This window comes from Mycolicibacterium komossense, assembly GCF_025822605.1.
GTDB lineage: Bacteria > Actinomycetota > Actinomycetes > Mycobacteriales > Mycobacteriaceae > Mycobacterium > Mycobacterium komossense.
This window is the reverse complement of the sequence record NZ_JACKTY010000046.1, coordinates 29,359-53,344: the sequence shown is the minus strand read 5'-3', so window position 1 is coordinate 53,344 and position 23,986 is coordinate 29,359. Positions and strand designations below refer to the sequence as shown.

Sequence of the window (23,986 nt, the reverse complement as noted above, 5' to 3'; positions counted from 1 at the left end):
CTTGGTAGGTTAGCCTACAGGTTATGGAAGAGGTCCAGAAGTTCCGGGCCGAGGTCCGCGAGTGGCTGGCCGACAATCTTGTCGGCGAATTCGCGGGACTGAAGGGCCTTGGCGGCCCCGGCCGCGAGGATGAGGCGTTCGAGGAACGGCTGGCGTGGAACCGCCATCTCGCCAAGGCGGGCCTGACCTGCCTGGGCTGGCCGGTCGAGCACGGCGGTCGCGGTCTATCGGTTGCCCACCGGGTGGCCTTCTACGAGGAGTACGCCCTCGCCGACGCCCCGGACAAGGTGAACCACTTCGGCGAGGAGTTGCTCGGGCCGACGCTGATCGCCTACGGAACCCCTGAGCAGCAGCAGCGGTTCCTACCACACATCCTTGACGTGACCGAGCTGTGGTGCCAAGGCTATTCGGAACCCGGAGCGGGGAGTGACCTCGCGAATGTCTCCACCACGGCGGTGCTCGACGGTGGGGGTGAGCAGTGGCTCATCAATGGCCAGAAGGTATGGACGTCGATGGCACACCTGTCGCAGTGGTGCTTCGTGGTCGCCCGGACCGAGAAGGGGTCCAAGCGGCACGCCGGTCTGTCCTATCTGCTGGTGCCGCTGGATCAACCCGGCGTCGAGATTCGCCCGATCGTCCAGCTGACCGGGACTGCGGATTTCAACGAGGTCTTTTTCGACGACGCCCGTACCGATGCCGATTTGGTGGTCGGTGCGCCCGGTGACGGTTGGCGTGTCGCGATGGGTACGTTGACCTTCGAGCGTGGCGTGTCCACGTTGGGCCAGCAGATCCGTTATGCGCGTGAGCTTTCCGGCTTGGTCAAGGTGGCCGAGGGCAACGGCGCAGCCGATGATCCGCTGATCAGGGAACGCCTCACCAGATCCTGGATGGGGCTGCGGGCGATGCGCTCCTATGCGCTGGCCACGATGGACGTGGAACGTCCCGGGCAGGACAACATTTCGAAACTGTTGTGGGCGAACTGGCATCGCGACCTCGGCGAGTTGGCCATGGACATCAGAGGTAAAGCTGGGCTGGTGGCCTCCGGCGGTGAGTTTGACGAGTGGCAACACCTGTTCCTGTTCTCCCGCGCCGACACCATCTACGGCGGTTCCAACGAGGTCCAGCGCAACATCATCGCCGAGCGGGTGCTCGGCCTCCCGAGGGAAGTCAAGGGCTAATGAGTCTCGCCGAGGTACCGAAAGAGATTGACGGACACGGACTTCTGATCGGCAAGGTGGTCCTCGTTACCGCGGCTGCGGGGACCGGGATCGGGTCGTCCGCCGCCAGGCGCGCCCTGGCCGAAGGAGCCGACGTGGTGGTCTCCGACTTCCATGAGCGGCGGTTGGGGGAGACGCGCGACGAGCTCGCCGGGCTCGGGCTGGGTCGCGTCGATGCGGTGGTCTGCGATGTGACGTCGACTCCCGCTGTCGACGCACTGATCGCCGCCGCCGCCGAGAAGATGGGCCGGATCGACGTACTGATCAACAATGCGGGCCTCGGGGGCCAGACTCCCGTCATCGACATGACCGACGACGAGTGGGATCGCGTGTTGAACGTGACGTTGACGTCGGTGATGCGGGCCACCCGGGCCGCGCTGCGCTATTTCCGCGATGCCGGCCACGGCGGCGTCATCGTCAACAATGCCAGCGTGCTGGGCTGGCGCGCGCAGCATTCGCAATCTCACTACGCGGCGGCCAAAGCCGGTGTGATGGCGTTGACCCGTTGCAGCGCAATCGAAGCCGTCGAGTATGGCGTGCGGATCAACGCCGTGTCTCCGAGTATTGCCCGACACAAATTCCTGGAGAAGACATCGTCGGCCGACCTGCTCGATCGGTTGGCGTCCGACGAAGCCTTCGGCCGCGCGGCCGAACCCTGGGAGGTGGCGGCCACGATGGCATTCCTGGCCAGCGACTACTCCAGCTACTTGACCGGCGAAGTGATTTCGGTGTCCAGCCAGCGGGCCTGATCGTCAGGTGATCATCGCGGTAGCCAAGCAAGCGCTTGGTTGATACCCTTCAGTGATGGACAAGGAAGCGCCGACCCGTCGCGACGAGCTGCTCGGGCTCGCCGCGACGATGTTCGCCGAGCGCGGCCTGCGTGCGACGACGGTGCGGGACATCGCCGATTCCGCGGGCATTCTGTCCGGCAGCCTGTATCACCACTTCTCCTCGAAAGAGGAGATGGTCGACGAGGTGCTGCGCGGCTTCTTGGATTGGCTCTTCGAGTCCTATCAGCGGATCATCGACACCGAGCCCAATCCGATGGAGCGGCTCAAGGGTCTGTTCATGGCCTCGTTCGACGCGATCGAGAACCACCACGCCCAGGTCGTGATCTATCAGGACGAGGCCAAACGCCTGTCGTCGCAGCCGCGGTTCGCCTATGTCGATGAACGCAACAAAGAGCAGCGCAAGATGTGGCTCGATGTCCTCAATCAGGGCATCCAGGAGGGTTATTTCCGGCCCGATATCGACGTCGACCTGGTGTACCGGTTCATCCGCGACACCACCTGGGTGTCCGTGCGCTGGTATCAGCCAGGCGGGCCATTGACGGCCGTCGAGGTGGGGCGCCAGTACCTGTCCATCGTTCTCGGCGGAATCACCACAAGCAGAAGGAGTGAGGACTGAGATGACCTCAACGTCGCAAGCGTATGTCGTCGAAGCTGTGCGCACGGCAGTCGGAAAGCGCAACGGAGGGCTGGCCGGTGTGCATCCGGTCGATTTGGGCGCGGCGATCTGGCGCGGACTGTTCGAGCGCACTGACGTCGATCCCGGTGCGGTGGACGATGTCATCGCCGGCTGTGTCGACGCCATCGGCGGTCAGGCCGGCAATATCGCCCGGCTGTCCTGGTTGGCCGCCGGGTTCCCCGAAGAAGTGCCAGGGGTCACGGTGGACAGGCAGTGCGGCTCCAGTCAGCAAGCCATTTCCTTTGGGGCACAGGCGATCATGTCCGGCACGGCTGATCTGATCGTGGCCGGCGGCATTCAGAACATGAGTCAGATCCCGATCTCCTCGGCGATGATCGTCGGGGAGCAGTTCGGCTTCACCTCGCCCACCAACGAGTCGAAGAGCTGGCTGCATCGCTACGGCGATCAGGAGATCTCGCAGTTCCGCGGCTCGGAAATGATCGCCGAGAAATGGGGTCTCTCCCGTGAGGAGATGGAGCGGTACTCGCTGACCAGCCATGAGCGGGCATTCGCCGCGATCCGGGGCGGGCACTTCGACAACGAAATCCTCCCGGTGGATGGCTTCGCGATCGACGAGGGGCCGCGCGAATCGTCACTGGAGAAGATGGCCGGCCTCAAGACGCTCGTCGAGGGTGGTCGGTTGACCGCAGCGATGGCCAGCCAGATCTCTGACGGTGCAAGTGCGGTGCTCTTGGCATCCGAGCAGGCGGTAAAGGACCACAACCTCACGCCGCGTGCCCGCATCCACCACATCAGTGCCCGCGGTGCCGATCCGGTGCTGATGCTGACGGGGCCGATCCCGGCAACGCGTTATGCGTTACAGAAGACCGGCCTTTCGATCGACGATATCGACACCGTCGAAATCAACGAGGCGTTCGCGCCAGTGGTGATGGCCTGGCTCAAGGAGATCAAGGCCGATCCCGAGAAGGTGAATCCCAGCGGCGGCGGGATCGCGCTCGGACATCCGCTCGGTGCGACCGGCGCAAAGCTGTTCACCACGATGCTCAACACTCTGGAGCGCACCGGCGGTCGCTACGGTCTGCAGACCATGTGCGAGGGTGGCGGTACCGCCAACGTGACGATCATCGAACGCCTCTGACCTCAGACCAGGCCCACCCCGGCCAGCGCCAATAGCCAGCTGGCGAAGCTGCCGACCAGGAAGTACTCCGTCACCTCGTCGATCCCCGACCCGCTGCTGTCGGTACCGTCGCGGCGCTGGGCGTTCAGTTCGGGAAACCGGATGATGCCCTTGGCGGCGATCACCGCGGTCGCCGCCGCCAACTGTCCGGCCAGTCCCAGGCAGAGGATGAGTAACCGCTCCATCGGGCCGAGCAGTCGCCCACCCTTGAGCCGGTCCGATGGCTGCGGCTCGCCGGCGGGCCGGACGGCGCCGACCGAGCCAAGGATCAACCGCACCAACTGATTCCCGGTGACGAGCTGGACCAGTACGACCCCTACCACCAGAACCGCGTGAGTGGGATCGATGCTGTTCAACCCGACCCAGGGCAGCCACCGACCGACCAATCCGGCGGCAGGCGATGCCCAGCCCGACAAAATGCCCAGGATGACGATCGCCGCGCCGAACACCAACAGGGGTGCGGTCGGGCGGGTGCCGTCGCGCTCGGTGCGCGCGCAGAGCACCACCCAGCCGACGACGGCGGCCGCGCTGACCACGACCAGCACGAGGTCGCCGAAATGCCACAGTCCGGCCACCAGCGCGCAGCCGAGTGCGGCCACCGGTCCGCAGATCAGCGTCGGCCACCACCTGTCGGTCACGCGTCGGCAGATATCGGCGATCCCTACCGCAACGAAGAAGACGGCAATGGCACTCATTCGACGCGCCGAAGTTCTTGTGACGCAGCCATAATCAGGTCGAGCCCGGCACGGCCGGCGCGCTGCGACACCGCTGATGCGCTGATGCCCTCCGCCACGGCCAACTCCCTTTTCGTCCGGCCCGCCCGCAACCCCGACAGGATCCGTTGCGACCGTTCGTCGAGCGATCCAAGCAGATGGTCCCGACACATCAGCGCCGCGTTGACGGCGTTCGCATCGGGACCGGTGGACTCGTCCGTGCGGAACGCGGTCCGGACCAGGGCCAGACCGGGTTGGGTCTGCGCGGCCGCGGTCCACTCGATGGCCTCACGGGCCGCCCACCACCCTGGGCCGTCCTGGATCCCGGTGGCCTCGTCGAGCACCGTGACGGCACCCCACCCGATACCGAACCGGATATCGACGTCCGGGGCCAGCGCAAGACGGATCGACAGCGCGGCGTCGATGGCATCGCCGACGGTGCGATACGCGCCTTGGAATTCGTCGCCCACCGTCAGCGCCGGCGGATCGATCGCCCGGCCGGCAGCCTCGGCCAGGGCGGCGGTGATCGCCCGGTGCAATCCGGCTCGGTCGGGTGCCGACCGTGAGCCGACGACGTCACCGATGACGGCAGCGTAGAGCCGGGACTGTCCTGGTGAAGAGCTTACCTTCACATCCGTCATATGAAGACTATAGCTTCATTCTGTTCGAATGAAGTAAATAACTTCACCTAGGCGGCGCGAGTGGCAAATCTACGACGTTTCCCGGCTCGAATCCGTCGTGAGATTCACAGTCCCGTCAGTCGACCACCAGGGCCGACGCCGCCTGTAGGTGCTTGATGGCGTCGCCGACGATGGTGTCGATCAGCTCAGCGCAGGAGGGCAGATCGTCGACGATGCCGGCCACTTGACCGGAGGCCAGCACACCGGCTTCGGTGTTGCCCTCGACCAGACCTGCCTTCAACAGCATCGGGGTATTGGCGGCCATCACGATCTGCGACCAGGTCAGCTCTTTGCCGTGGCGCATGGCCAGACCGTCGGAGATCATCGACCGCCAGCTCATCCCCGACATCTTCTTGAACTTCGCCGCGTTGCCGATCGCGGCGCTGAATCCCCGCACGCGGGAGCCGCTTTCCAGCTTTTCGACCAGTCCGGTCCGCAATACGCGGTGCGGCATGCCGTCGACACGCGTCGATACCACTGTGCCGCCTAGCGTGGAGTCGAGATACTGCTGCTTGACCGAATCGGGCACCGTCGAATCGGACGTCAACAGGAATCGGGTGCCCATGGCGACGCCGGCTGCGCCGTACGACAGTGCCGCGGCCAGGCCGCGGCCGTCGAAGAAGCCGCCTGCTGCGATCACGGGAATGCTGTTGTCCTTCAACGCATCCAGCACCGACGGCAGCAGCAAAGTGGTGGCGACCGGTCCGGTGTGTCCGCCACCCTCGCCGCCCTGGACGATGACGGCATCGGCACCCCAGCCGGCGACCTTGCGCGCGTGTTTGGCCGCACCGACTGACGGAATAACCACCAGGCCCGCATCTTTGAGCCGAGCGATCAGGTCGGGCTTCGGTGCCAGCGCAAAGGAGGCGACTTTGACGCCTTCGCGGATCAGCAGGTCGACACGCTCGCCGGCGTCGCCGGCGTCGGCCCGCATGTTGATCCCGAACGGCTTGTCGGTGCTCGCCTTGACCTTCCCGACGGCGACGGCCAGCTCAGCCAGCGTCATGGTCGCCGAGGCCAGGATGCCCAGCCCGCCGGCATTGGAGGTGGCCGCAACCAGGCGGGCGCCGGCCACCCAGCCCATCCCGGTCTGCACGACGGGATGGGCGATACCGAGCAGCTCGGTCAGGGGGGTGCGCAGTGTACTCATCGGACTTCTTTGTCCCGCAGTGACTTCGGGTCGAGTTTGGCCAACAGCTCGAGCTCGTCAGCGGTGGGCAGTCGGGTGGTTTCCGCTTCGTCGAGTCCATGCACCTCGAACGACGTGGCCTCGCGGACGGCGTCCGGCTCCACGCCGGGATGCAGTGACAGCGCGCGCATCTGATGCTCCGGGCCGGAGAAGTCGAACACCCCGAGATTGGAGACCACGCGGAAGACGTTGACGAACCGGTACGCCGGATTGTCGGGGTCGACCTTGTCCCAACCGATACCGGAGACGATGTCGACGGTATCGGTGAACACCCTGGGGGAGTGGTTGCCCACCCAGTAACTGGTGGCGTGGTTGATGGTGTTGCCGGGCGCCCCTCGGACACCGAACATCTGCCGGGTCGGGTGCTGCAGTGGCCCGAATGCCGACAGGTTCTGATTGCCGTACCGGTCGATCTGGTTGGCGCCCATGACCACATGGCGCCGGCCCCAGGCCAGGGTCTCGAAGACCCGGCCGAACGGCATCCAGCCTTCGATGGCCGCGGGTGCGCCGATCGCCGGTGTATCGGCGATCAGCGATGCCTCACCGTCGGAGAGCAGGATGTCGGGCGAAAATGTCAGGCGCGCGAGCCTGGCGCCGATCGACACGACCGTCGTCATCGGACTGACCATGATCTCGCCTGCATCGCGGAACAATTCGGCGCAGGCGATGACGCACACCTCGGCACGGGTCACTTCATTCACTGTTTCTTCTCCTGCGCCTCGGCGAACGCCCGCACCGCCTGCTGGTAGTCGGCTTCGCTGCCCGACAGGTAGGTCGAGACGAACTGTTGCCAGGTCTCGTCGCTGCCAGCTGCTTCGGCGTAATGCCGTTGGAACTTCTCGTCGCGGCCGTAATCGGGTGCGGCCGTGGTGAAGTGCGAACCCAGGGGCGCCTCCACGACGGAGTCCACCATCATCCGGTTGATCAGCAGCGCCTGCGGGGGCACCGACTTCACCAGTTCCTCAGTGGGAACCAGCTTCTCGACCGACAGGAAGCGGCGCTGCGCGGACATCAAGAACAGGTCGTCGAAATACGGATCGATCCCGGTGTAAGCCGCATTACCCTGGGCATCACCGAGATTCATGTGCACGAAGGCGGCATCCAGCGTCAGGGCCGGCATGGCGACCAGCTCTTCGTATTTCTCGGAGGCTGAGCCGTCCTCGGTAGGATACGGCGACTTGACGGTCTTGAGCTCGTCGCCCCAGAACGCCCGTACGTCGCTGCCCAGTCCAGCCCGGATCGGCAGGAACGGTAACCGTTGAGCGGCCGCCTGCAGGCCGCAACGCAGCATCCCCTCGTCCATTTCGCGTGCTTCGATGGCCCCACTGGTGCGGGCCTTGGCGAACCAGGGATCGTAGAACGGGGGCGAGTCCAGGGACACGAAGCCGTAGTAGACGCGCTTGACCTTGCCCGCCGAGCACAGCAGTCCGAGGTCGGGCCCGCCGTAGGTGACCACGGTCAGATCGGTGACGTCCGTGCGCAGTAACGCGCGAACGAATGCCATCGGTTTACGTCGTGATCCCCAGCCGCCCAGTCCGACGGTCATGCCACTGCGCAGTGCGGCCACCGCCTCGTCGAGGGTCGTTCTCTTGTCTTTCACTTCTTCCCCTGTCGCTTCGCTCCTGCCCGCCGAATCATTTCTTTCCTTTAGCCGTTCCCGCGAACGCATCACGGTGTTCATCGGAGACGCCGGCCAGATTGAGTTCGAACGTAAACCCTTGTTCCATGCGGTAACTGGAGTTCACTCGCTGAACGTCGATCAGGTTGAGTGCTTCCTTGGCGGCCCGGATCACCCGGGTGTCCTTGATGGCGATATCACGGGCCACCCGCAATGCGGCTTCATCGAGATCGGCGCGCGGCACCACCTCGTGCACCGAGCCGAAGTGATGCAGCGTGGCCGCGTCGACGGTGGCGGCAGTGAAGAACAGTCGCCGCATCATGTGCTGCGGTACCAGCCGGGACAGGTGGGTGGCGGCACCGAGCGCACCGCGCTCGACCTCGGGCAGCCCGAAGATGGCGTCTTCGGAGGCGACGATGACGTCGGCGTTGCCGACGAGACCGATACCGCCGCCGACACAGAAGCCGTTGACAGCGGCCACCACCGGTACTTCGCATTCGTATACGGCCCGGAAGGCGTGGAAGCAGCCGCGATTGGCGTCGATGAGTGCGCCGAAGCCTTCGGTGTTCTGCATTTCCTTGATGTCGACACCGGCATTGAAACCGCGGCCCTCCGACCGCAGGATCACCACGTGCGTGGAGCGGTCGCGGCCGGCCGCGGTGATGGCGTCGCCGAGTTCGAACCAGCCCGCTGACGGGATGGCGTTGACGGGCGGATAGTCGACGGTCACCGAGACGATGCCCGGTTCGACTGTGGTGGACGTGATCGTCATGGAGATTCCTGGGTCGCTTCGGGGGGTCTAGTACCTGAGCAAGCACTTGCTTGGTACGCTAGCACAGTGACCGAGACGGTTGAGGGCGTTCCGTTCAATCTCGGACTCGCCGGACGGGTGGTGCTGGTAACCGGCGGAGTCCGAGGTGTGGGCGCCGGTATCAGCGCCGTCTTCGCAGGGCAGGGCGCGACGGTGGTGACTTGTGCCCGACGCCCGGTCGAGGGGCTGCCGTATGAGTTCCACTCCTGCGACGTCCGCGACGACGACTCCGTGGCCGCGTTGATCGCCGCCGTCGTGGCCACGCACGGCCGTCTCGATATCGTCGTCAACAACGCGGGGGGATCGCCCTATGTGTTGGCCGCCGACGCGTCGGCGAAATTCAGCACCAAGATTATCGAGCTGAACCTGCTTGGCCCGCTTTTTGTTTCGCAACACGCGAATGAGCAGATGCAAACCCAGCCGGGCGGCGGCACGATCGTCAACATCGCCAGTGTCAGCGGCCGCCGGCCGACCCCGGGGACCGCGGCCTACGGAGCGGCCAAGGCCGGAATCGAAAGCCTCACCACCACGCTGGCTGTCGAATGGGCGCCGAAGGTGCGAGTCAATTCCGTGGTGGTGGGCATGGTCGAGACCGAGCAGTCCGAACTGTTCTACGGCGACGCGGAATCGATTGCCGCGATCTCGGCCAACGTGCCTCTGGGCCGGCTCGCGAAGCCTGCCGATGTGGGCTGGGCGGCGGCCTTCCTGGCCTCCGATGCGGCGTCCTATATCAGCGGCGCGTCACTGGAAGTACATGGTGGCGGCGAACCGCCGCACTATCTCGCGACCACCAGCGCTATCAAATAATCAGGGAGACAACAGATATGGGTGTGGTTGACGGCCGGGTCGTAATCGTCACTGGTGCCGGAGGCGGAATCGGGCGCGCACACGCGCTGGCATTCGCCGCCGAAGGCGCCCGTGTGGTGGTCAACGATATCGGTGTGGGTCTGGACGGTTCACCGGCCGGCGGCGGCAGTGCCGCCCAGAACGTGGTGGACGAGATCGTCGCTGCCGGTGGAGAAGCCGTGACCAGCGGGGCGAATGTCGCGGACTGGGAGCAGGCAGCCGGCCTGATCCAGACCGCCGTCGATACCTTCGGCGGCCTCGATGTTCTGGTCAACAACGCCGGCATCGTCCGCGACCGGATGTTCGCCAACACCAGCGAGGACGAGTTCGACGCCGTCATCGCTGTCCACCTCAAAGGCCATTTCGCCACCATGCGCCATGCCGCGGCGTACTGGCGCGCACAGTCGAAGGCGGGCGACGCTGTCGATGCCCGCATCATCAACACCAGTTCCGGTGCCGGGTTACAGGGCAGCGTCGGGCAGGCCAATTACAGTGCGGCGAAAGCCGGTATCGCCGCGCTGACCCTGGTGGCTTCGGCGGAGATGGGGCGCTATGGCGTCACCGTCAATGCGATTGCGCCGTCCGCGCGCACCCGGATGACCGAGACCGTCTTCGCCGACATGATGTCCACCCAGGGCGCCGAGTTCGACGCGATGGCCCCCGAGAACATCTCGCCGTTGGTGGTCTGGCTGGGCAGCGTCGCCTCCCGTGATGTCACCGGCCGGATGTTCGAGGTCGAGGGCGGGATCATCCGGGTCGCCGAGGGGTGGGCGCACGGCGAGGAGATCGACAAGGGGGCCCGCTGGGATCCCGCCGAACTCAGCACCGTCATCCCCGAATTGCTGGCCAAGTCGCGTCCGCCGGTGCCGGTCTTCGGCACCTGAAAGACCACAAAGTCGGCCCCGCCTCATCATGAGGCGGGGCCGACTTCGTATGCACTGTCAGGCAGCGGCTTTCGCTGATCTGGCGCCGGTGCCCTTCTTGCCAGACGGGGCGGGCTTGGTTGCTGATCCCGTGTTACCGTCGTCGGCGGCGGAGGCCTTGTCGCCGGTACTGGCGGCTGCCTTGAGCGTGGATATCGGCGTCGACTTGTTGCCATCGCTGAGGTCGGTTGCGCCGGTGGACTTCGTCCCCGAAACCTTGGGCTCCACCGCGGTCTGGGCGCTGGTCGTGGTCGGCGAGCCGAGCTGAACCGACTTCGTCGCGGCCGGGGGTGCGGTGTTGGCCTGTCCCAGCCCGCCCAGGGCGGCGGCGATGTCCTGCACGCTCTTGACGACGAATGTGCCTGTCGCAGCGACGACATCGGAGACACCCTGCTGGACTCCGGCGACGATGCCGGGGCCGTCGAGGTTCAGGATCGGCAGCCGCAGGTTGTAGAGCGCGGTCTGCGGAGCGACGATCAGATCTCGGAAGTTCACGAACAGCTGCGTCGGCAGTGTCGCCGGTCCGACCGCGGTGCCTGCCCAACTCTTCAGGGTCCAGCCGCCCTGACCATTGCTGTCGACCACGACGACGTCGGTGTTGTTCAGCGGGTGCGTCAGGGCGAGCGTGATATCAGGGTTGTCGACGTTCATCAGCGTCCAGAACATGATTGTCGCGCCGTGGTCGAACACCAACGGGGTTTCGCTGCCGGAATCCTGGATCTGAGCCAGCGCGCCATTGACCCGTGCCTCGAACTCGTTACCGTCCTCGCCGCCCGGGATCCGAGCGAAGCGCAGTCCGAGCGTCCACATGATGGGGGCCAAGATGTAGCCGATCCGTCCGATGCCGCTCGTTTGTGACGAGCCCTCGAAGAAACCGGCGTTGATCTCCTGCAGCCCGTTGAGAACGACGACGTTGTCGCTGAAGACGGGATGGTACGGATCCGTCGAGATCGTGACGGCGTTCTGATTGCCGCCGTGATACTTGTCGGCCGCGAACGGTGTTGCCGTCTGCTGCGTCCGGATCATGGTGGAGGCGAACACCGCATCGTAATCGGCGGGATCAAGTGTGCCGGCAACGGTATTGGCCTGCTCCCACCCCGCGGTGGTGAGCGGCGGTCCTGGCGTCTTGGTGTCGATGTACCCGGAGGCGTTGCCTTCCGACTCGCCGTGCCGGACCCACGTGATCGTCATGGCATCGGCCGGGAGTGCGATTCCGACGAGAAGGGCTAGCGCCGCGATGACAGCCGTGGCCACACCGAGGACCCTCCGGGTGATCGATTCCTGCATCAAATACTCCATCTGTAAGGGCATAGGCATGACCTCACAAACTACGCACAGCTGTGTGGCCGCGATCACACTAACACTTACGCTACGGATGGTAGCGGAATTGCGATTTTATTGGCGCGCAGGTGGGTAAAAAGCTAGATCCACGGCCCGGGAGGCCGTGGATCTTAGGTGTTCGGCTGACGGGTTCGCCCTACGGATCGCAGATGACGATGGGGATTTTGCGGTCCGTGTACGACCGGTAGTTCACGAAATCCGGATACATCTCGTCCAGCTTGGGCCAGTATTCGTCGCGCTCGGCATCGGTGGCATCGCGCGCGGTCAGACTGAAGGTCCCGGCCTTGGTCTGGAATGTCATCGCAGGATTTGCCTGCAGATTCAGGTACCACATCGGATTGGTGGCGCGGCCACCCTGCGACGCGACGAGGATGATGCGCTGGCCTTCTTGCAGGAACAGTAGCGGGCTATCCCGTGGCTCACCGGACTTGCGGCCCGTGGTGGTCAGGATGCCGACCTCGGAGCCTTTGAGGAACTTGTTCCCGAACTTGCCGTTGGTCTTCTTGAAGATGAAGGTCTGCGCCTTCGACATCCACTTGATCGCGGTCCCGACCTTCGCCGAGTTCAGGCTTTCGATCTGTTTGGGCTTGAGTGGGCGGGACGGGTTGGGCAATGGAGTGATCCTCTTTCTTTCGACTGCGAAGTCAGTCGGCTACGAAGTCAGGAACGGCCGGATGGTGGCCCGGATGTGGTGGATCTGCGCCGTGCCGGATACCGAGTCGGCCGGGATGAGGAACACCTCGTCGATGTGCGCACCGACTCGGCGGCCGGCCAGCGACGGTTTGGTCGTCAGGTCGAAACTGGCCCGCACCTCGTCGCCGACAACGGTGAACTCCGGGGCTGTCGCGGACTTGATGACGCGGTACTGCGGACCGCCATTGAGGCTGCGGCGCAGGTGTTCTCCCGAGAAGCCGGTCTTGAGGCCGACCTCGATGCGGACACAGTCCGCAGCGAACGGCACCCCGTCAGCCTGGTGGCTCACCAAGGCGTCGATATAAGACTGTGCGGCCGCGATGCGGTCCGCTTGGGTAACCCCCACTAAATGCGCTCGATGATGGTGCCGGTGGAAAGCGCGCCGCCCGCGCACATCGTGATCAACGCTGTGGACTTGTCGGTGCGCTCCAGCTCGTGCAGGGCGGTGGTGATGAGCCGGGCGCCGGTGCTGCCCACTGGATGTCCCAGGGCGATCGCCCCGCCGTTGACGTTGACCTTGTCCATATCCGGGTTGTGCACCCGAGCCCAGGACAGCACGACCGATGCGAAGGCCTCGTTGATCTCGACCACGTCGATGTCGCCCATCTTCATCCCGGCCTTCTCCAGCACCTTGGCGGTGGACTGCACCGGGCCGTCGAGGTGGTAATAGGCCTCGGAGCCGACGTTGGCCTGGCTGACGATGCGGGCCCGTGGTTTGAGGCCGAGTGCCTTGGCTTTGTCTTCGTCCATCCATAGCACCGCTGCCGCGCCGTCGGAGATCTGCGATGACGTGCCCGCGGTGTGGATACCGCCTTCCATCACCGGCTTCAGCTGGGCCAGGCCTTCCAGCGTGGTGTCACGCAGCCCCTGGTCGCGAGTCACGGGCGCGAGATCGGCTGTCGGGCGCTTGTTCTCGTCGAGGACCGGCGCGACGATCGGTGAGATCTCCCGGTCGAAGCGGCCTTCGGCCCAGGCCACCTTGGCCTTCTGCTGGGAAGCGAAGCCGAAGGCGTCGATCTCCTCACGGGTGATGCCGCGCCGTTTGGCGATGCGTTCGGCGGCGGTGAACTGGTCGGGCATGTCGATATCCCATGACTTCGCACGAATGATCGACCGGTCCGGTCCCGCATTGGCGCCCAGCCCGACGCGGCTCATCGCCTCGATGCCGCACGCGACGCCGATATCAATGGCGCCGACGGAGATCAGGCCGGCGATGAGGTGGTTGGCCTGTTGGGCGCTGCCGCACTGGCAGTCGACCGTGGTGGCGCCGACGTGTTCTGGCAAGCCCGCCGTCAGCCAGCTCACCCGGGTGATGTTGTTGGACTGTTCGCCGTATTGGGTGACGCAGCCGCCGATGAGTTGTTCGACGTCACCGGCGTCGATGCCGGCCTTTTCCACCACCGCCTTCTGAACGGCTCCGAGGAGTTCGGTTGCATGCAGGCCGGAGAGCCAGCCGTTGCGCTTCCCGATCGGGCTGCGGGTGGCTTCGACGATGACAGGGTTACCCATTCCGCCAGGCTAGAACACGTTCCATTACTCTGACAAGCGAGGATGTAGCCACGCCTTTGATCTGCGATGTAGCCGTGTTTTACTGGAACTAGAACACGTTGCAATTGAGGAGAGCCCACCGTGACTTCCCACATCATCCCGGCAGAATTCGACTTCCTGGACCCTGACGTCAATCTTGCCGCATTGCCCGTGGCCGAATTGGCCGAGCTCCGCACGTCCGAACCGATCCACTGGGTGGACATACCCGGCGGCGCAGGCGGATTCGAGGACCACGGCTACTGGCTGGTGACCAAGCATGCCGACGTCAAGGAAGTGTCCCGCCGCAGCGACGTCTTCTCCAGCTGGCAGAACGGGGCCATCCCGACCTGGCCGAAAGAGATGAAGCGGGACATGGTCGAGATGCAGCGCAGCGTCATGCTCAACATGGACGCGCCTCATCACACCCGGCTGCGCAAAATCATCTCCCGCGGGTTCACACCGCGGGCCATCGGTCGGCTGGAAGAAGAACTCGCGCAGCGCGCCCAGAACATCGCCAAGGCCGCGGCAGCCGAGGGCAGCGGCGACTTCGTCGAGCAGGTTTCTTGTGAGCTGCCGTTGCAGGCCATCGCGGGCCTGCTCGGCGTGCCGCAGGAGGACAGGGACAAACTGTTCCGCTGGTCCAACGAGATGACCGGCGGTGAGGATCCGGAGTACGCCGACGTCGATCCGGCGCAGTCCTCGATGGAACTGATCATGTACGCGATGGCGATGGCCGACGAGCGCGGTAAGAACCCCACCGAAGACATCGTCACGACGTTGATCCAAGCCGATATCGAAGGCGAGAAGCTCTCCGATGACGAGTTCGGCTTCTTCGTGATCATGTTGGCGGTGGCCGGCAACGAGACCACCCGTAACTCGATCACCCACGGCATGATCGCGATGGCGGACAACCCGGATCAATGGGAGCTCTTCAAGAAGGAGCGCCCCAGTACCGCCGCCGACGAGATCGTGCGCTGGGCCACCCCCGTCAGCGCCTTCCAGCGCACCGCCCTCGAGGACACGGAACTGGCTGGCGTGCAGATCAAGAAGGGCCAGCGGCTGGTCATGTCGTACCGCTCGGCGAACTTCGACGAGGACGTGTTCGAGGATGCGACTTCTTTCAACATCCTGCGGGATCCGAACCCGCACGTCGGGTTCGGCGGCACCGGAGCGCATTACTGCATCGGTGCCAACCTGGCCCGGATGACGATCAACCTGATCTTCAACGCGGTCGCCGACCACATGCCGGATCTGCGTCCCATCGGTGAGCCCGAGCGGCTACGGTCGGGATGGCTCAACGGCATCAAGCATTGGCAGGTGGACTACACCGGCGCCTCCGCTGGTTAGTGGTTCGCTGACCGTTTTTTGTTCAATCTCCATAGAATCAAGGAGGATTCGGGTGGACTTCAGTCCGGACGAAGGGCAGCAGGCGGTCGCCGACGTGGTGACGTCGGCCCTCGGGCGAGACAACAGTTGGGCCGCGCTGGTCGACGGCGGCGTCATCGCGTTCGGCGTACCGGAACGGCTCGGCGGCGACGGGCTCGGACTCCCCGAGATCGCGACGGCACTGACCGAGATCGGTCGCCACGGCACCCAGGGGCCTGCGCTCGCGACGCTCGGACTCGGGCTGGTGCCCCTGCTCGACCTTGCTTCTGATGAACAGCAGGACCGCTTTCTGGCTGAGGTGGCCAAGGGCGGTGTGCTCTCTGCGGCCTTGAACGAGCCCGGTTCCTCCCTGCCTGAGCGACCAGCAACGGTCTACGGCGAGGGCAAGCTCACGGGCACCAAGATCGGCGTTCCGTTTGCAGAGCAATCGGATTGGCTGGTGGTGACCACCGACAGCGGGGTCGTCGTCGTGTCCCCTGCGGCCGACGGCGTGAGCCTGGTGAGGACCCCTACTGCCAACCACTCCGACGAGTACGTCGTGACCTTTGACGAAGTCGCGGTGCCGGACACCGATGTCCTGGCCGATGCCGCCGTGCACCGCGTCAACCAACTCGTGTTGGCGACGACGGGCGCGTTCGCCGCCGGCTTGGTGGCGGGGGCACTGCGCCTGACGGCGGATTACGTCGGCACTCGCGAGCAGTTCGGAAGGCCGCTGTCGACCTTCCAGACCGTGGCCGCGCAACTCGCCGAGGTCTACATCGCCTCCCGCACCATCTCGTTGGCATCGACGTCGGTGATCTGGCGGCTGGCCGAAGGACGCGACGCCGATGACGATCTCGACGTCCTGGGCTATTGGCTGACCTCGCAGGCACCGCCGGTGATGCAGACGTGTCACCACTTGCACGGCGGCATGGGGATGGATATCACCTACCCGATGGACCGCTACTACTCCGCAGTCAAAGACCTCACGCGGCTGCTGGGCGGCCCGGCCTATCGGCTCGAACTGGTGGGAGCGCAATGTACATCGAACTGACCCCCGAGCAGCGTCAGCTGCAAGCCGAACTGCGGCAGTACTTCTCGAACCTCATCACGCCTGAAGAGGCCGCGGCGATGGAGTCCGACCGCCACAACGAGGCGTACCGGGCGATCATCAAGCGGATGGGCACCGACGGCAAGCTCGGTGTCGGCTGGCCGAAAGAATTCGGCGGTCTGGGTTTCGGGCCGATCGAACAGCAGATCTTCGTCAACGAGGCGGCCCGGGCCGACGTTCCGCTACCTGCGGTCACGCTGCAGACAGTCGGGCCAACGCTGCAGAAGTACGGCAGTGACGTGCAGAAGAAGAAGTTCCTGCCGGGCATTCTCGCCGGGGACGTGCACTTCGCCATCGGTTACTCCGAACCCGAGGCCGGCACCGACCTGGCCTCACTGCGGACCACTGCGGTACGCCACGGTGACGAGTACATCGTCAACGGACAGAAGATGTGGACCACCGGTGGCCATGACGCCGACTACCTGTGGCTGGCAGTTCGCACCGATCCGGAAGCCGTAAAGCACAAAGGCATTTCGATCCTGATCGTCGACACCAAGGATCCTGGCTACTCGTGGACGCCGGTCATCCTCAGCGACGGCGCGCATCACACCAACGCTACCTACTTCAACGACGTTCGAGTGCCCGCCGACATGCTGGTCGGTGAGGAGAACGCCGGCTGGCGTCTGATCACCACCCAGCTCAACCACGAGCGCGTGATGCTCGGTCCGGCGGGCAAGGTGGCGGTCATCTACGACAGGGTGCATGCGTGGGCGTCGAAGCCGGGCGGCAACGGCGTCACTCCCATCGACCATGACGATGTCCGACGGCTGCTCGGTGAAATCAAAGCGATCTGGCGGATCAATGAGCTGCTGAACTGGCAGGTCGCCGCAGGTGGTGAGACCATCGAGGTCGCTGATGCCGCTGCGACGAAAGTCTTTGGTACCGAACGTATTCAGAAGGTCGGCCGGCTGGCTGAGGAAATCGTCGGTAAGTACGGCAATCCCGCCGAGCCCGAGACCGGTGAACTACTGGAGTGGCTCGACAGCCAGGCCAAGCGCAACCTCGTCATCACCTTCGGTGGAGGTGTCAACGAGGTGATGCGCGAGATGATCGCCGCAGCTGGTCTCAAGGTACCGAGGGTTCCACGATGAGCGTTGTAGACGACATCAAGGCCGCAGCCGAGAAGGTCAAAGCCGAAGGCAAGAGCAAGCCACGCGGCGGTCGTCATCCGGTCAACCAGCCGATGGTGGACCACTGGACCGACGCCATCGGCGACAAGAACCCGATCTATTCCGACGAGGCGGCGGCGAAGGCGGCTGGTCATCCGGGCGTCGTAGCACCGCCGGCGATGATCCAGGTCTGGACGATGATGGGCCTCGGTGGTGTCCGGCCCGATGACGATCCGCTGGGCAAGATCCTCGAATTGTTCGACGACGCAGGCTATATCGGTGTGGTTGCCACCAACTGCGAGCAGACCTACCACCGCTACCTGCGTCCCGGCGAAGAGGTCAGCGTGGCCGCCGAATTGACCGATGTGGTCGGTCCGAAGCGCACCGCGCTCGGTGAAGCGTTCTTCATCACGCAGACCATCACCTGGTCGGTGGGCGACGAAGATGTCGCCGAAATGATGTGGCGCATCATGAAGTTCATCCCATCCGAGAAAGAGGGAGAAGACAAGGACGGGGCCAAAGAGTCGGCAGTTTCCACGGTGCCCGATGACCTCGACGCGGATTCCGCCATGCGCCCCGCGTCGTCGAAGGACACCAAGTTCTTCTGGGACGGCGTCAACGCACACGAACTGCGCATCCAGAAGCGCGCAGACGGCTCACTGCAGCACCCGCCTGTCCCGGCTTTGTGGTTGGACAAAGAGCAGGAGACCGATTACGTCGTTGCCAGCGGCAATGGCACGGTGTTCAGCTTCGTCGTGCACCACGCACCGAAGGTGCCCGGTCGTACCCTGCCGTTCGTGATCGCACTCGTCGAACTCGAGGAGGGGGTGCGGATGCTCGGCGAGCTGCGCAACACGGACCCCTCGACCGTAGAGATCGGAATGCCGGTGCGCGCCACGTACATCGACTTCCCGGCCAACGATGTCGGGCCGGCCTGGACCAACTACGCCTGGGAGCCTGCGAAATGACCGCGCCCACAATTGAAGTCGGTACCAAGCTGCCCGAACTCGAGCTCTACGGCGACCCGACATTCATCGTCTCCACCGCGATCGCGACCCGCGACTACCAGGATGTGCACCACGACCGGGACAAGGCGCAGGTCAAGGGGTCTAAGGACATCTTCGTCAACATCCTCACCGATACCGGTCTGGTGCAACGGTTTATCACCGACTGGGCCGGACCCAGCGCCGTCATCAAGAAGATCGGCCTGCGGCTCGGGGTGCCCTGGTATGCCTATGACACGGTGACGTTCCGCGGTGAGGTCACCGCGGTCGAGGATGGGCTGATCACGTTGAAAATCATCGGCAGCAACAGTCTTGGCGATCACGTCATCGCCACTGCGGTGCTCACGATCGGAGACAACGCCTGATGGGCGAGCTTTCGGGCAAGGCCGCGATCGTCGGTATCGGTGCCACCGACTTCTCGAAGAATTCCGGCCGCAGCGAGTTGCGGTTGGCCGCCGAGGCGGTGCTCAACGCCCTCGACGACGCGGGGCTGACCCCCGCCGACGTCGACGGTATGACGACGTTCACCATGGACTCCAACACCGAGGTGGCCGTCGCACGGGCCACCGGCATCGGAGAGCTCAAATTCTTCTCCAAGATCCACCACGGCGGCGGTGCGGCCTGTGCCACCGTCCAGCAGGCGGCGATCGCGGTGGCCACCGGTGTCGCGGATTGTGTTGTGGCATATCGCGCTTTCAACGAACGCTCCGGCATGCGATTTGGCCAGGTACAGATGCGGCTGGTCGAGAACGCGGATTCCACCGGGGTGGACAACTCGTTCTCCTACCCCCACGGGCTCTCGACGCCCGCTGCCCAGGTGGCGATGATCGCCAAGCGGTACATGCATCTCTCAGGTGCGACGAGCAGAGATTTCGGCGCGATCTCGGTCGCCGACCGCAAGCACGCCGCGAACAATCCGAAGGCGTACTTCTACGAGAAGCCGATCACCATTGAGGAGCACCAGAATTCGCGGTGGATCGCCGAACCACTGCGCCTGCTGGACTGCTGCCAGGAGACCGACGGTGGCGTGGCGCTGGTCATCACCTCACCGGAGCGGGCCAAGGATCTCAAACACCGGCCCGCGATCATCGAGGCGGCGGCGCAGGGATCGAGCCCCGATCAGTATTCGATGGTCAGCTACTACCGACCCGAGCTGGACGGCCTGCCCGAGATGGGTCTGGTCGGTAGGCAGATGTGGGCGCAGTCCGGACTCAAGCCGACTGATATCCAGACCGCCATCCTCTATGACCACTTCACTCCTTTCACGTTGATTCAGTTGGAGGAGTTGGGCTTCTGCGGGTGGGGTGAGGCCAAGGACTTCATCGCCGACGGTGCGATCGAGATCGGTGGGCGGCTGCCCATCAACACCCACGGCGGCCAGCTCGGCGAGGCGTACATCCACGGGATGAACGGCATCGCCGAAGGAGTCCGACAGCTGCGCGGAACGTCGGTTAACCCTGTGCCCGACGTCGAGCATGTGCTCGTCACGGCGGGCACCGGCGTGCCGACATCGGGTCTGATCCTGGGCTGACGTCGGAACCGTCCGGATTTGCTCGATCCGCGTCGGCGAGTGCCATTTCCTCGCTGCTGTCCGCTGTAGTTAGTTGCTGGCAAATTTTGGGTTGATGTTTCTAACCGTCCCGGCGAGGGTGTGCTGGTGCCGTATGAGATCCTCCTGGGCGCGCCAATCTTGAATTGGCGACAACGGGCCAGTTCAAGACGTTGATGGATACAAATATCACCGTTGTGTAAGGATCCCAGCGAGGCTGACGGCCGGAATCGGGAGTATCAGTGTGACGGATGGGGCAGTTTTGGCAACTAATTGACACCAGCGCTGGGAGTTTGCTGTAAATGCATGCCCATTCGTAGATTCGATGTGACAATGCAACAAGCACGTCGATCAAGCCGAGTCGGACGCCCCGGGAGTGATCAGTATGCAGAGAGGAACGTCCCCTTGCGTGCCGGTGTCGCGTGGCGATCGTCGACATCAGTTAGATACGTGGCGACTCCGAAGCCCCGGCTTGAATGGACTGCCCGCCGCACAGCGTGCTCTACCGGAAGCGGTGCCAGCGAGTCCGTCTGCGTCAGCGACGGGTACCAGGCCGATGTCGATAGCGGGTGCGCGGGAGCTCTCACCAGACGCGCGAATTCTCATCGTCGACGATTGCACACTGTTTCGGGAGAACCTGGTCGCTGCCGTCGAATCGAAATGGGCGGTCACTCTGCGGGTCGCCTGGGATATGCAGTCGCTAACGAGCGTGCTGGAAGAGGCGACTCCAAGCGTCGTGCTGTTCAACATGGCGACCAGCCACAGCACCGCGCTGCTGCGTAGGGCGATGCAGATCAGTCCTGACGTTCGGGTGATCGTGCTGGGCGTTGCGGAGGATGATGAATCGCAGATAGTGGCCTGCGCAGAGGCTGGTGTTGCTGGATACCACACCCGCAATGAGTCTCTCGAAGATCTGTTGGCTCTGATTCGCAAGGTTGCTGTCGGCGAGTCGTTGTGTTCAGCGCGCGTCTCCGCGATCTTGTTGCGCCGACTGTCTGCGCTCGCTGCCCAGAGGCAACCCGCGGCCCAGAGCCTCGCCCTGACAGACCGGGAGATCCAGATCCTCCAGATGCTGGAGATGGGCCTGTCCAATCGTGAGATCGCCGATCAGCTCTATATCGCGATTCACACCGTAAAGAACCATGTTCACAGCGTGCTGGCCAAGCTCGGAGTCAGTAACCGCGCCGAAGCCGCCTCCCGCTTTCGGGCAGTTGGGATCAGCGAGATCCAATCCGAGAACTAGATCTAGGACCCCGGAGAAGTTCATTCCAACGGTCCATGTACGGGGCGCCAGACGTGCCTGATAGTGGACTAATGCGCGGAGTGTTAGCACACAGTATCGGCCTTGATGAACTGATCTCGGTCCGAGGCCTCGAATCATCTTGTAGTGCAAAGGATTCGGAACTTCAACAACCTCGTGCACGCTCGAGGGATGGCGTTGATCGTCGGGTATTGGCAGCAGGAGCCGGGCTGGTGGATCCGAATCCTCTCTGCGGCCGCCGAGCACTGCATCACCAGTCATCACCCCGGGCGTCCATGGCCGTGCGATGACACCGTCCTCGGAGGGGAGCGCGAATTTCGTTGCCCATGACGTAATTACGGACGCATGGCGGGCACGTCCGGCACCGGCGCGCCGTGGCGGCCTCGACCTCGGCGCGCGTACACCGCCGCGTGAGTTACATCTGGCCAGCGCTGTCGAACCCGAGTCGCGGCTGCCATCCGCAGCAATCTTGATCGCCGATGACTCGACCCTGCACCGCGAAGGTCTTGTCGCAATGTTCACCGCCAGAGGCGCTTCGATGCTCTCCGCTGTGTGGGATCTGAGGTCCCTGCGTGCATCGCTGAGCGAGCTCACACCCGATATCGTGCTGGTGAGTCTGACCGCCCGCGATGCCGAAGCGCTGGTCACCGTGGCACGGCAGGGCTGGCCCCGCGCGAAGGTGATTGTCATCGACGTATCCGAAGACGACGAAGCGGGAATCGTCGGATGCGCCGAGGCTGGAGTCGCGGGCTATCACTTGAGGTCAGAGTCGGTCGATGATCTCCTCGATCTCATGGCAAGGATACTCAACGACGAGTCCTATTGTTCGCCAGGGGTTTCTGCAGTGCTCATCAAGCGACTCTCTACATTGGCCGCGCATCGGAAGCCTGAACCGAAGGAACTGGTTCTCACAGCGCGCGAGGTTCAGGTCCTGCAGATGCTGGAGATTGGATTTTCCAACCGAGACATTGCTGACCGCTTGTGTATCGCGCTTCATACAGTGAAGAATCACGTACACAGCGTGCTGAACAAGCTCGGCGTCAGCACCAGGGCACAGGCGGCGGCGTATTCGAGGTCACTCCGACTCGACGTCGGTGGACTAGGCACGCTGTCGCCATAAATGACTCCAATGGTCCATGTACGACTGCCCGAAGCCGGGTGAATAGTGATCCGGTGCAATATGAAACACAAAGGGGCTTCGGTCAGGGAACTGCCGTCGACCTACACTGCAGTCAATTCTCTTCTGAGACAACACGACCGCTAGGGCGCGCTGGTGGGAACGATGGCTGCCGGCGCTCTGAGGTGCGGTCGGGAAGTCAACGGCGGGGAGCGCGTAGTCCCGTGTCGCCTGATCCTTCGATGTGGACCCGCACGTGGGTGAACTCGCACGGCTCCGGTCGACTCGCATCGAACGGCGAACGAAGGGCGCTGTGAGCACAGTTACCTCGGCGCTTTCGAGAGGAGCTGTGACGACTGTGCCAACCACACGAGCAACTGTTGAAGTGTGTGACCAGAAGATTCCTGAACAGGCCGTCGCTACTGGTCGGCGGTCGACCGTCGATGGCCATTGAGAACGGTCCCGGCTTCGTGTCGATCAGATCGGGAGCAGGGGGGAGCGCGGATCCCGGCACCGTTCCCGACAGCCGAGTCATCTTGATTGTCGACGACTGCATGCTCTATCGCCAGACTCTGGCCGCCGCCTTCGCGGTGGAGAAAAGATACCGCCCCGTCGTGGCATGGGATCTGTCCTCGTTGGTGCTGGCCCTGGAAAGCGCCAAACCGGTCGTCACCCTGGTGAATATGGCAAGTCGGGGCGGGCACCTGTTGTTGCGGGTGGCGTCTGAACTGAATCCGGACGGAGAGGTCATCGCACTGGGTGCCGCTGAGGATGATGAAGCCGGAATTGTCGCCTGCGCCGAGGGGGGCGCAGCGGGATATCACATGAAGACGGATTCGCTTGACCAGCTGTTTGAATTGATCGACACCGTGGAAGCCGGACGGTCAGGTTGCCCACCGCGGGTGGCGGCTATCTTGCTGCGCCAGGTTTCAGCCTTGGCTGCCCAGTCGAAACCCGCTGAGGCGGAGCCAATTATCACAGCGCGGGAGGCCCAGATCCTGCGGATGCTGGAACTGGGTCTGTCCAATCGTGATATCGCGGCCCATCTCAGCATCGCCGTTCACACGGTAAAGAATCACGTCCACAGCCTGTTGACCAAGCTCGGAGTCAGCACCCGAACCGAGGCCGCGGCACTCTCCCGGGCGATTCGGACAGGCCGTGGGACCACCACAAGATCTAGACCGCGGTCTAATCAAAATTAGATCTGATTGACCATGGACGGCGCCGATCCCGCCGCAGATAGTAAACGGGTGATCTCACTGTTAGCTCAGGACCATCCCGCGGACTATCTGGCGAATGTGCCTACA

Annotated in this window: 25 protein-coding genes; 15 read left to right on the top strand and 10 right to left on the bottom strand. The window is 64.0% G+C overall.

Annotation, left to right across the window (positions count from 1 at the left end):
- The first annotated feature begins 23 nt into the window (after nucleotides 1-23).
- From ipdE1 to fadA6, 4 genes are read left to right on the top strand one after another with little or no spacing between them, the layout of a single operon-like run.
- On the top strand, nucleotides 24-1,178 hold the full coding sequence (gene ipdE1, locus H7J73_RS27310) for an acyl-CoA dehydrogenase IpdE1 (protein WP_264070928.1): 1,155 nt from the start codon (nucleotides 24-26) through the stop codon (nucleotides 1,176-1,178).
- On the top strand, nucleotides 1,178-1,966 hold the full coding sequence (gene ipdF / locus H7J73_RS27305; RefSeq protein WP_264070927.1) for a (5R,7aS)-5-hydroxy-7a-methyl-1-oxo-2,3,5,6,7,7a-hexahydro-1H-indene-carboxyl-CoA reductase: 789 nt from the start codon (nucleotides 1,178-1,180) through the stop codon (nucleotides 1,964-1,966). The genes ipdE1 and ipdF overlap by 1 nt, the downstream gene beginning before the upstream one ends.
- A gap of 55 nt (nucleotides 1,967-2,021) precedes the next feature.
- Nucleotides 2,022-2,624, top strand: coding sequence for a TetR family transcriptional regulator KstR2 (kstR2, locus tag H7J73_RS27300; protein WP_264070926.1), 603 nt, complete (start codon nucleotides 2,022-2,024; stop codon nucleotides 2,622-2,624).
- Between the two features lies 1 nt (nucleotide 2,625).
- Nucleotides 2,626-3,783, top strand: a complete 1,158-nt coding sequence (gene fadA6 / locus H7J73_RS27295; RefSeq protein WP_264070925.1) for a steroid 3-ketoacyl-CoA thiolase FadA6 — start codon at nucleotides 2,626-2,628, stop codon at nucleotides 3,781-3,783.
- 2 nt (nucleotides 3,784-3,785) lie between these two features.
- On the opposite strand, the gene H7J73_RS27290 is transcribed toward fadA6, so the two are convergent.
- The 6 genes from H7J73_RS27290 to echA20 form a co-directional block, all read right to left on the bottom strand.
- Nucleotides 3,786-4,517, bottom strand: coding sequence for a hypothetical protein (locus tag H7J73_RS27290; protein ID WP_264070924.1), 732 nt, complete (start codon nucleotides 4,515-4,517; stop codon nucleotides 3,786-3,788).
- Entirely contained in the window at nucleotides 4,514-5,176 is a 663-nt protein-coding gene (locus H7J73_RS27285; RefSeq protein WP_264070923.1) for a SatD family protein, read from the bottom strand. Before H7J73_RS27285 ends, H7J73_RS27290 begins: the two co-directional genes overlap by 4 nt.
- 115 nt (nucleotides 5,177-5,291) lie before the next feature.
- Nucleotides 5,292-6,365: a (3aS,4S,5R,7aS)-5-hydroxy-7a-methyl-1-oxo-octahydro-1H-indene-4-carboxyl-CoA dehydrogenase gene (gene ipdC, locus H7J73_RS27280; protein ID WP_264070922.1), complete on the bottom strand. Its 1,074-nt coding sequence runs from the start codon at nucleotides 6,363-6,365 to the stop codon at nucleotides 5,292-5,294.
- Nucleotides 6,362-7,105 carry a cholesterol ring-cleaving hydrolase subunit IpdB gene (gene ipdB / locus H7J73_RS27275; protein ID WP_264070921.1) on the bottom strand — a complete coding sequence of 248 codons (744 nt, stop codon included), beginning with the start codon at nucleotides 7,103-7,105 and terminating at the stop codon, nucleotides 6,362-6,364. Before ipdB ends, ipdC begins: the two co-directional genes overlap by 4 nt.
- On the bottom strand, nucleotides 7,102-8,004 hold the full coding sequence (gene ipdA, locus H7J73_RS27270) for a cholesterol ring-cleaving hydrolase subunit IpdA (RefSeq protein WP_264070920.1): 903 nt from the start codon (nucleotides 8,002-8,004) through the stop codon (nucleotides 7,102-7,104). Before ipdA ends, ipdB begins: the two co-directional genes overlap by 4 nt.
- Before the next feature lie 34 nt (nucleotides 8,005-8,038).
- Nucleotides 8,039-8,794, bottom strand: a complete 756-nt coding sequence (gene echA20, locus H7J73_RS27265) for a (7aS)-7a-methyl-1,5-dioxo-2,3,5,6,7,7a-hexahydro-1H-indene-carboxyl-CoA hydrolase (RefSeq protein ID WP_264070919.1) — start codon at nucleotides 8,792-8,794, stop codon at nucleotides 8,039-8,041.
- 66 nt (nucleotides 8,795-8,860) lie between these two features.
- On the opposite strand from echA20, the gene H7J73_RS27260 reads away from it, so the two are divergent.
- Both H7J73_RS27260 and H7J73_RS27255 read left to right on the top strand, forming a co-directional pair.
- Nucleotides 8,861-9,640 carry an SDR family oxidoreductase gene (locus tag H7J73_RS27260; protein WP_264070918.1) on the top strand — a complete coding sequence of 260 codons (780 nt, stop codon included), beginning with the start codon at nucleotides 8,861-8,863 and terminating at the stop codon, nucleotides 9,638-9,640.
- A gap of 17 nt (nucleotides 9,641-9,657) precedes the next feature.
- On the top strand, nucleotides 9,658-10,563 hold the full coding sequence (locus H7J73_RS27255; protein ID WP_264070917.1) for an SDR family oxidoreductase: 906 nt from the start codon (nucleotides 9,658-9,660) through the stop codon (nucleotides 10,561-10,563).
- Nucleotides 10,564-10,620: 57 nt separating this feature from the next.
- On the opposite strand, the gene H7J73_RS27250 is transcribed toward H7J73_RS27255, so the two are convergent.
- The 4 genes from H7J73_RS27250 to H7J73_RS27235 form a co-directional block, all read right to left on the bottom strand.
- Nucleotides 10,621-11,889: a histidine phosphatase family protein gene (locus H7J73_RS27250; protein ID WP_264070916.1), complete on the bottom strand. Its 1,269-nt coding sequence runs from the start codon at nucleotides 11,887-11,889 to the stop codon at nucleotides 10,621-10,623.
- Nucleotides 11,890-12,079: 190 nt separating this feature from the next.
- Complete coding sequence (locus H7J73_RS27245; protein ID WP_276031824.1) at nucleotides 12,080-12,556, bottom strand: nitroreductase family deazaflavin-dependent oxidoreductase; 477 nt, start codon at nucleotides 12,554-12,556, stop codon at nucleotides 12,080-12,082.
- Between the two features lie 39 nt (nucleotides 12,557-12,595).
- A complete protein-coding gene (locus tag H7J73_RS27240; RefSeq protein WP_264070915.1) occupies nucleotides 12,596-12,982 on the bottom strand; it encodes a DUF8021 domain-containing protein in 387 nt (128 codons plus the stop codon).
- Complete coding sequence (locus H7J73_RS27235) at nucleotides 12,982-14,145, bottom strand: steroid 3-ketoacyl-CoA thiolase (RefSeq protein WP_264070914.1); 1,164 nt, start codon at nucleotides 14,143-14,145, stop codon at nucleotides 12,982-12,984. The genes H7J73_RS27240 and H7J73_RS27235 overlap by 1 nt, the downstream gene beginning before the upstream one ends.
- 120 nt (nucleotides 14,146-14,265) lie before the next feature.
- Between H7J73_RS27235 and H7J73_RS27230 the strand changes: the two genes are divergently transcribed.
- From H7J73_RS27230 to H7J73_RS27190, 9 genes are all read left to right on the top strand, one after another.
- Nucleotides 14,266-15,510, top strand: a complete 1,245-nt coding sequence (locus tag H7J73_RS27230; protein ID WP_264070913.1) for a cytochrome P450 — start codon at nucleotides 14,266-14,268, stop codon at nucleotides 15,508-15,510.
- 52 nt (nucleotides 15,511-15,562) lie between these two features.
- Nucleotides 15,563-16,582 carry an acyl-CoA dehydrogenase family protein gene (locus H7J73_RS27225; RefSeq protein WP_264070912.1) on the top strand — a complete coding sequence of 340 codons (1,020 nt, stop codon included), beginning with the start codon at nucleotides 15,563-15,565 and terminating at the stop codon, nucleotides 16,580-16,582.
- Nucleotides 16,567-17,730, top strand: coding sequence for an acyl-CoA dehydrogenase FadE29 (gene fadE29 / locus H7J73_RS27220; protein WP_264070911.1), 1,164 nt, complete (start codon nucleotides 16,567-16,569; stop codon nucleotides 17,728-17,730). Before H7J73_RS27225 ends, fadE29 begins: the two co-directional genes overlap by 16 nt.
- Nucleotides 17,727-18,716, top strand: a complete 990-nt coding sequence (locus H7J73_RS27215; protein ID WP_264070910.1) for a bifunctional MaoC family dehydratase N-terminal/OB-fold nucleic acid binding domain-containing protein — start codon at nucleotides 17,727-17,729, stop codon at nucleotides 18,714-18,716. Before fadE29 ends, H7J73_RS27215 begins: the two co-directional genes overlap by 4 nt.
- Nucleotides 18,713-19,117, top strand: a complete 405-nt coding sequence (locus H7J73_RS27210) for a MaoC family dehydratase (protein ID WP_264070909.1) — start codon at nucleotides 18,713-18,715, stop codon at nucleotides 19,115-19,117. The genes H7J73_RS27215 and H7J73_RS27210 overlap by 4 nt, the downstream gene beginning before the upstream one ends.
- Nucleotides 19,117-20,283, top strand: a complete 1,167-nt coding sequence (gene ltp2 / locus H7J73_RS27205) for a 17-hydroxy-3-oxo-4-pregnene-20-carboxyl-CoA lyase (protein ID WP_264070908.1) — start codon at nucleotides 19,117-19,119, stop codon at nucleotides 20,281-20,283. Before H7J73_RS27210 ends, ltp2 begins: the two co-directional genes overlap by 1 nt.
- A gap of 574 nt (nucleotides 20,284-20,857) precedes the next feature.
- Nucleotides 20,858-21,544 (top strand): LuxR C-terminal-related transcriptional regulator, encoded by a 687-nt coding sequence (locus H7J73_RS27200; protein WP_264070907.1) that lies wholly within the window; start codon nucleotides 20,858-20,860, stop codon nucleotides 21,542-21,544.
- A gap of 487 nt (nucleotides 21,545-22,031) precedes the next feature.
- Nucleotides 22,032-22,682: a response regulator transcription factor gene (locus H7J73_RS27195; RefSeq protein WP_264070906.1), complete on the top strand. Its 651-nt coding sequence runs from the start codon at nucleotides 22,032-22,034 to the stop codon at nucleotides 22,680-22,682.
- A 440-nt stretch (nucleotides 22,683-23,122) separates the two neighbouring features.
- Nucleotides 23,123-23,881, top strand: coding sequence for a LuxR C-terminal-related transcriptional regulator (locus H7J73_RS27190; RefSeq protein WP_264070905.1), 759 nt, complete (start codon nucleotides 23,123-23,125; stop codon nucleotides 23,879-23,881).
- The last annotated feature ends 105 nt before the right edge of the window (nucleotides 23,882-23,986 follow it).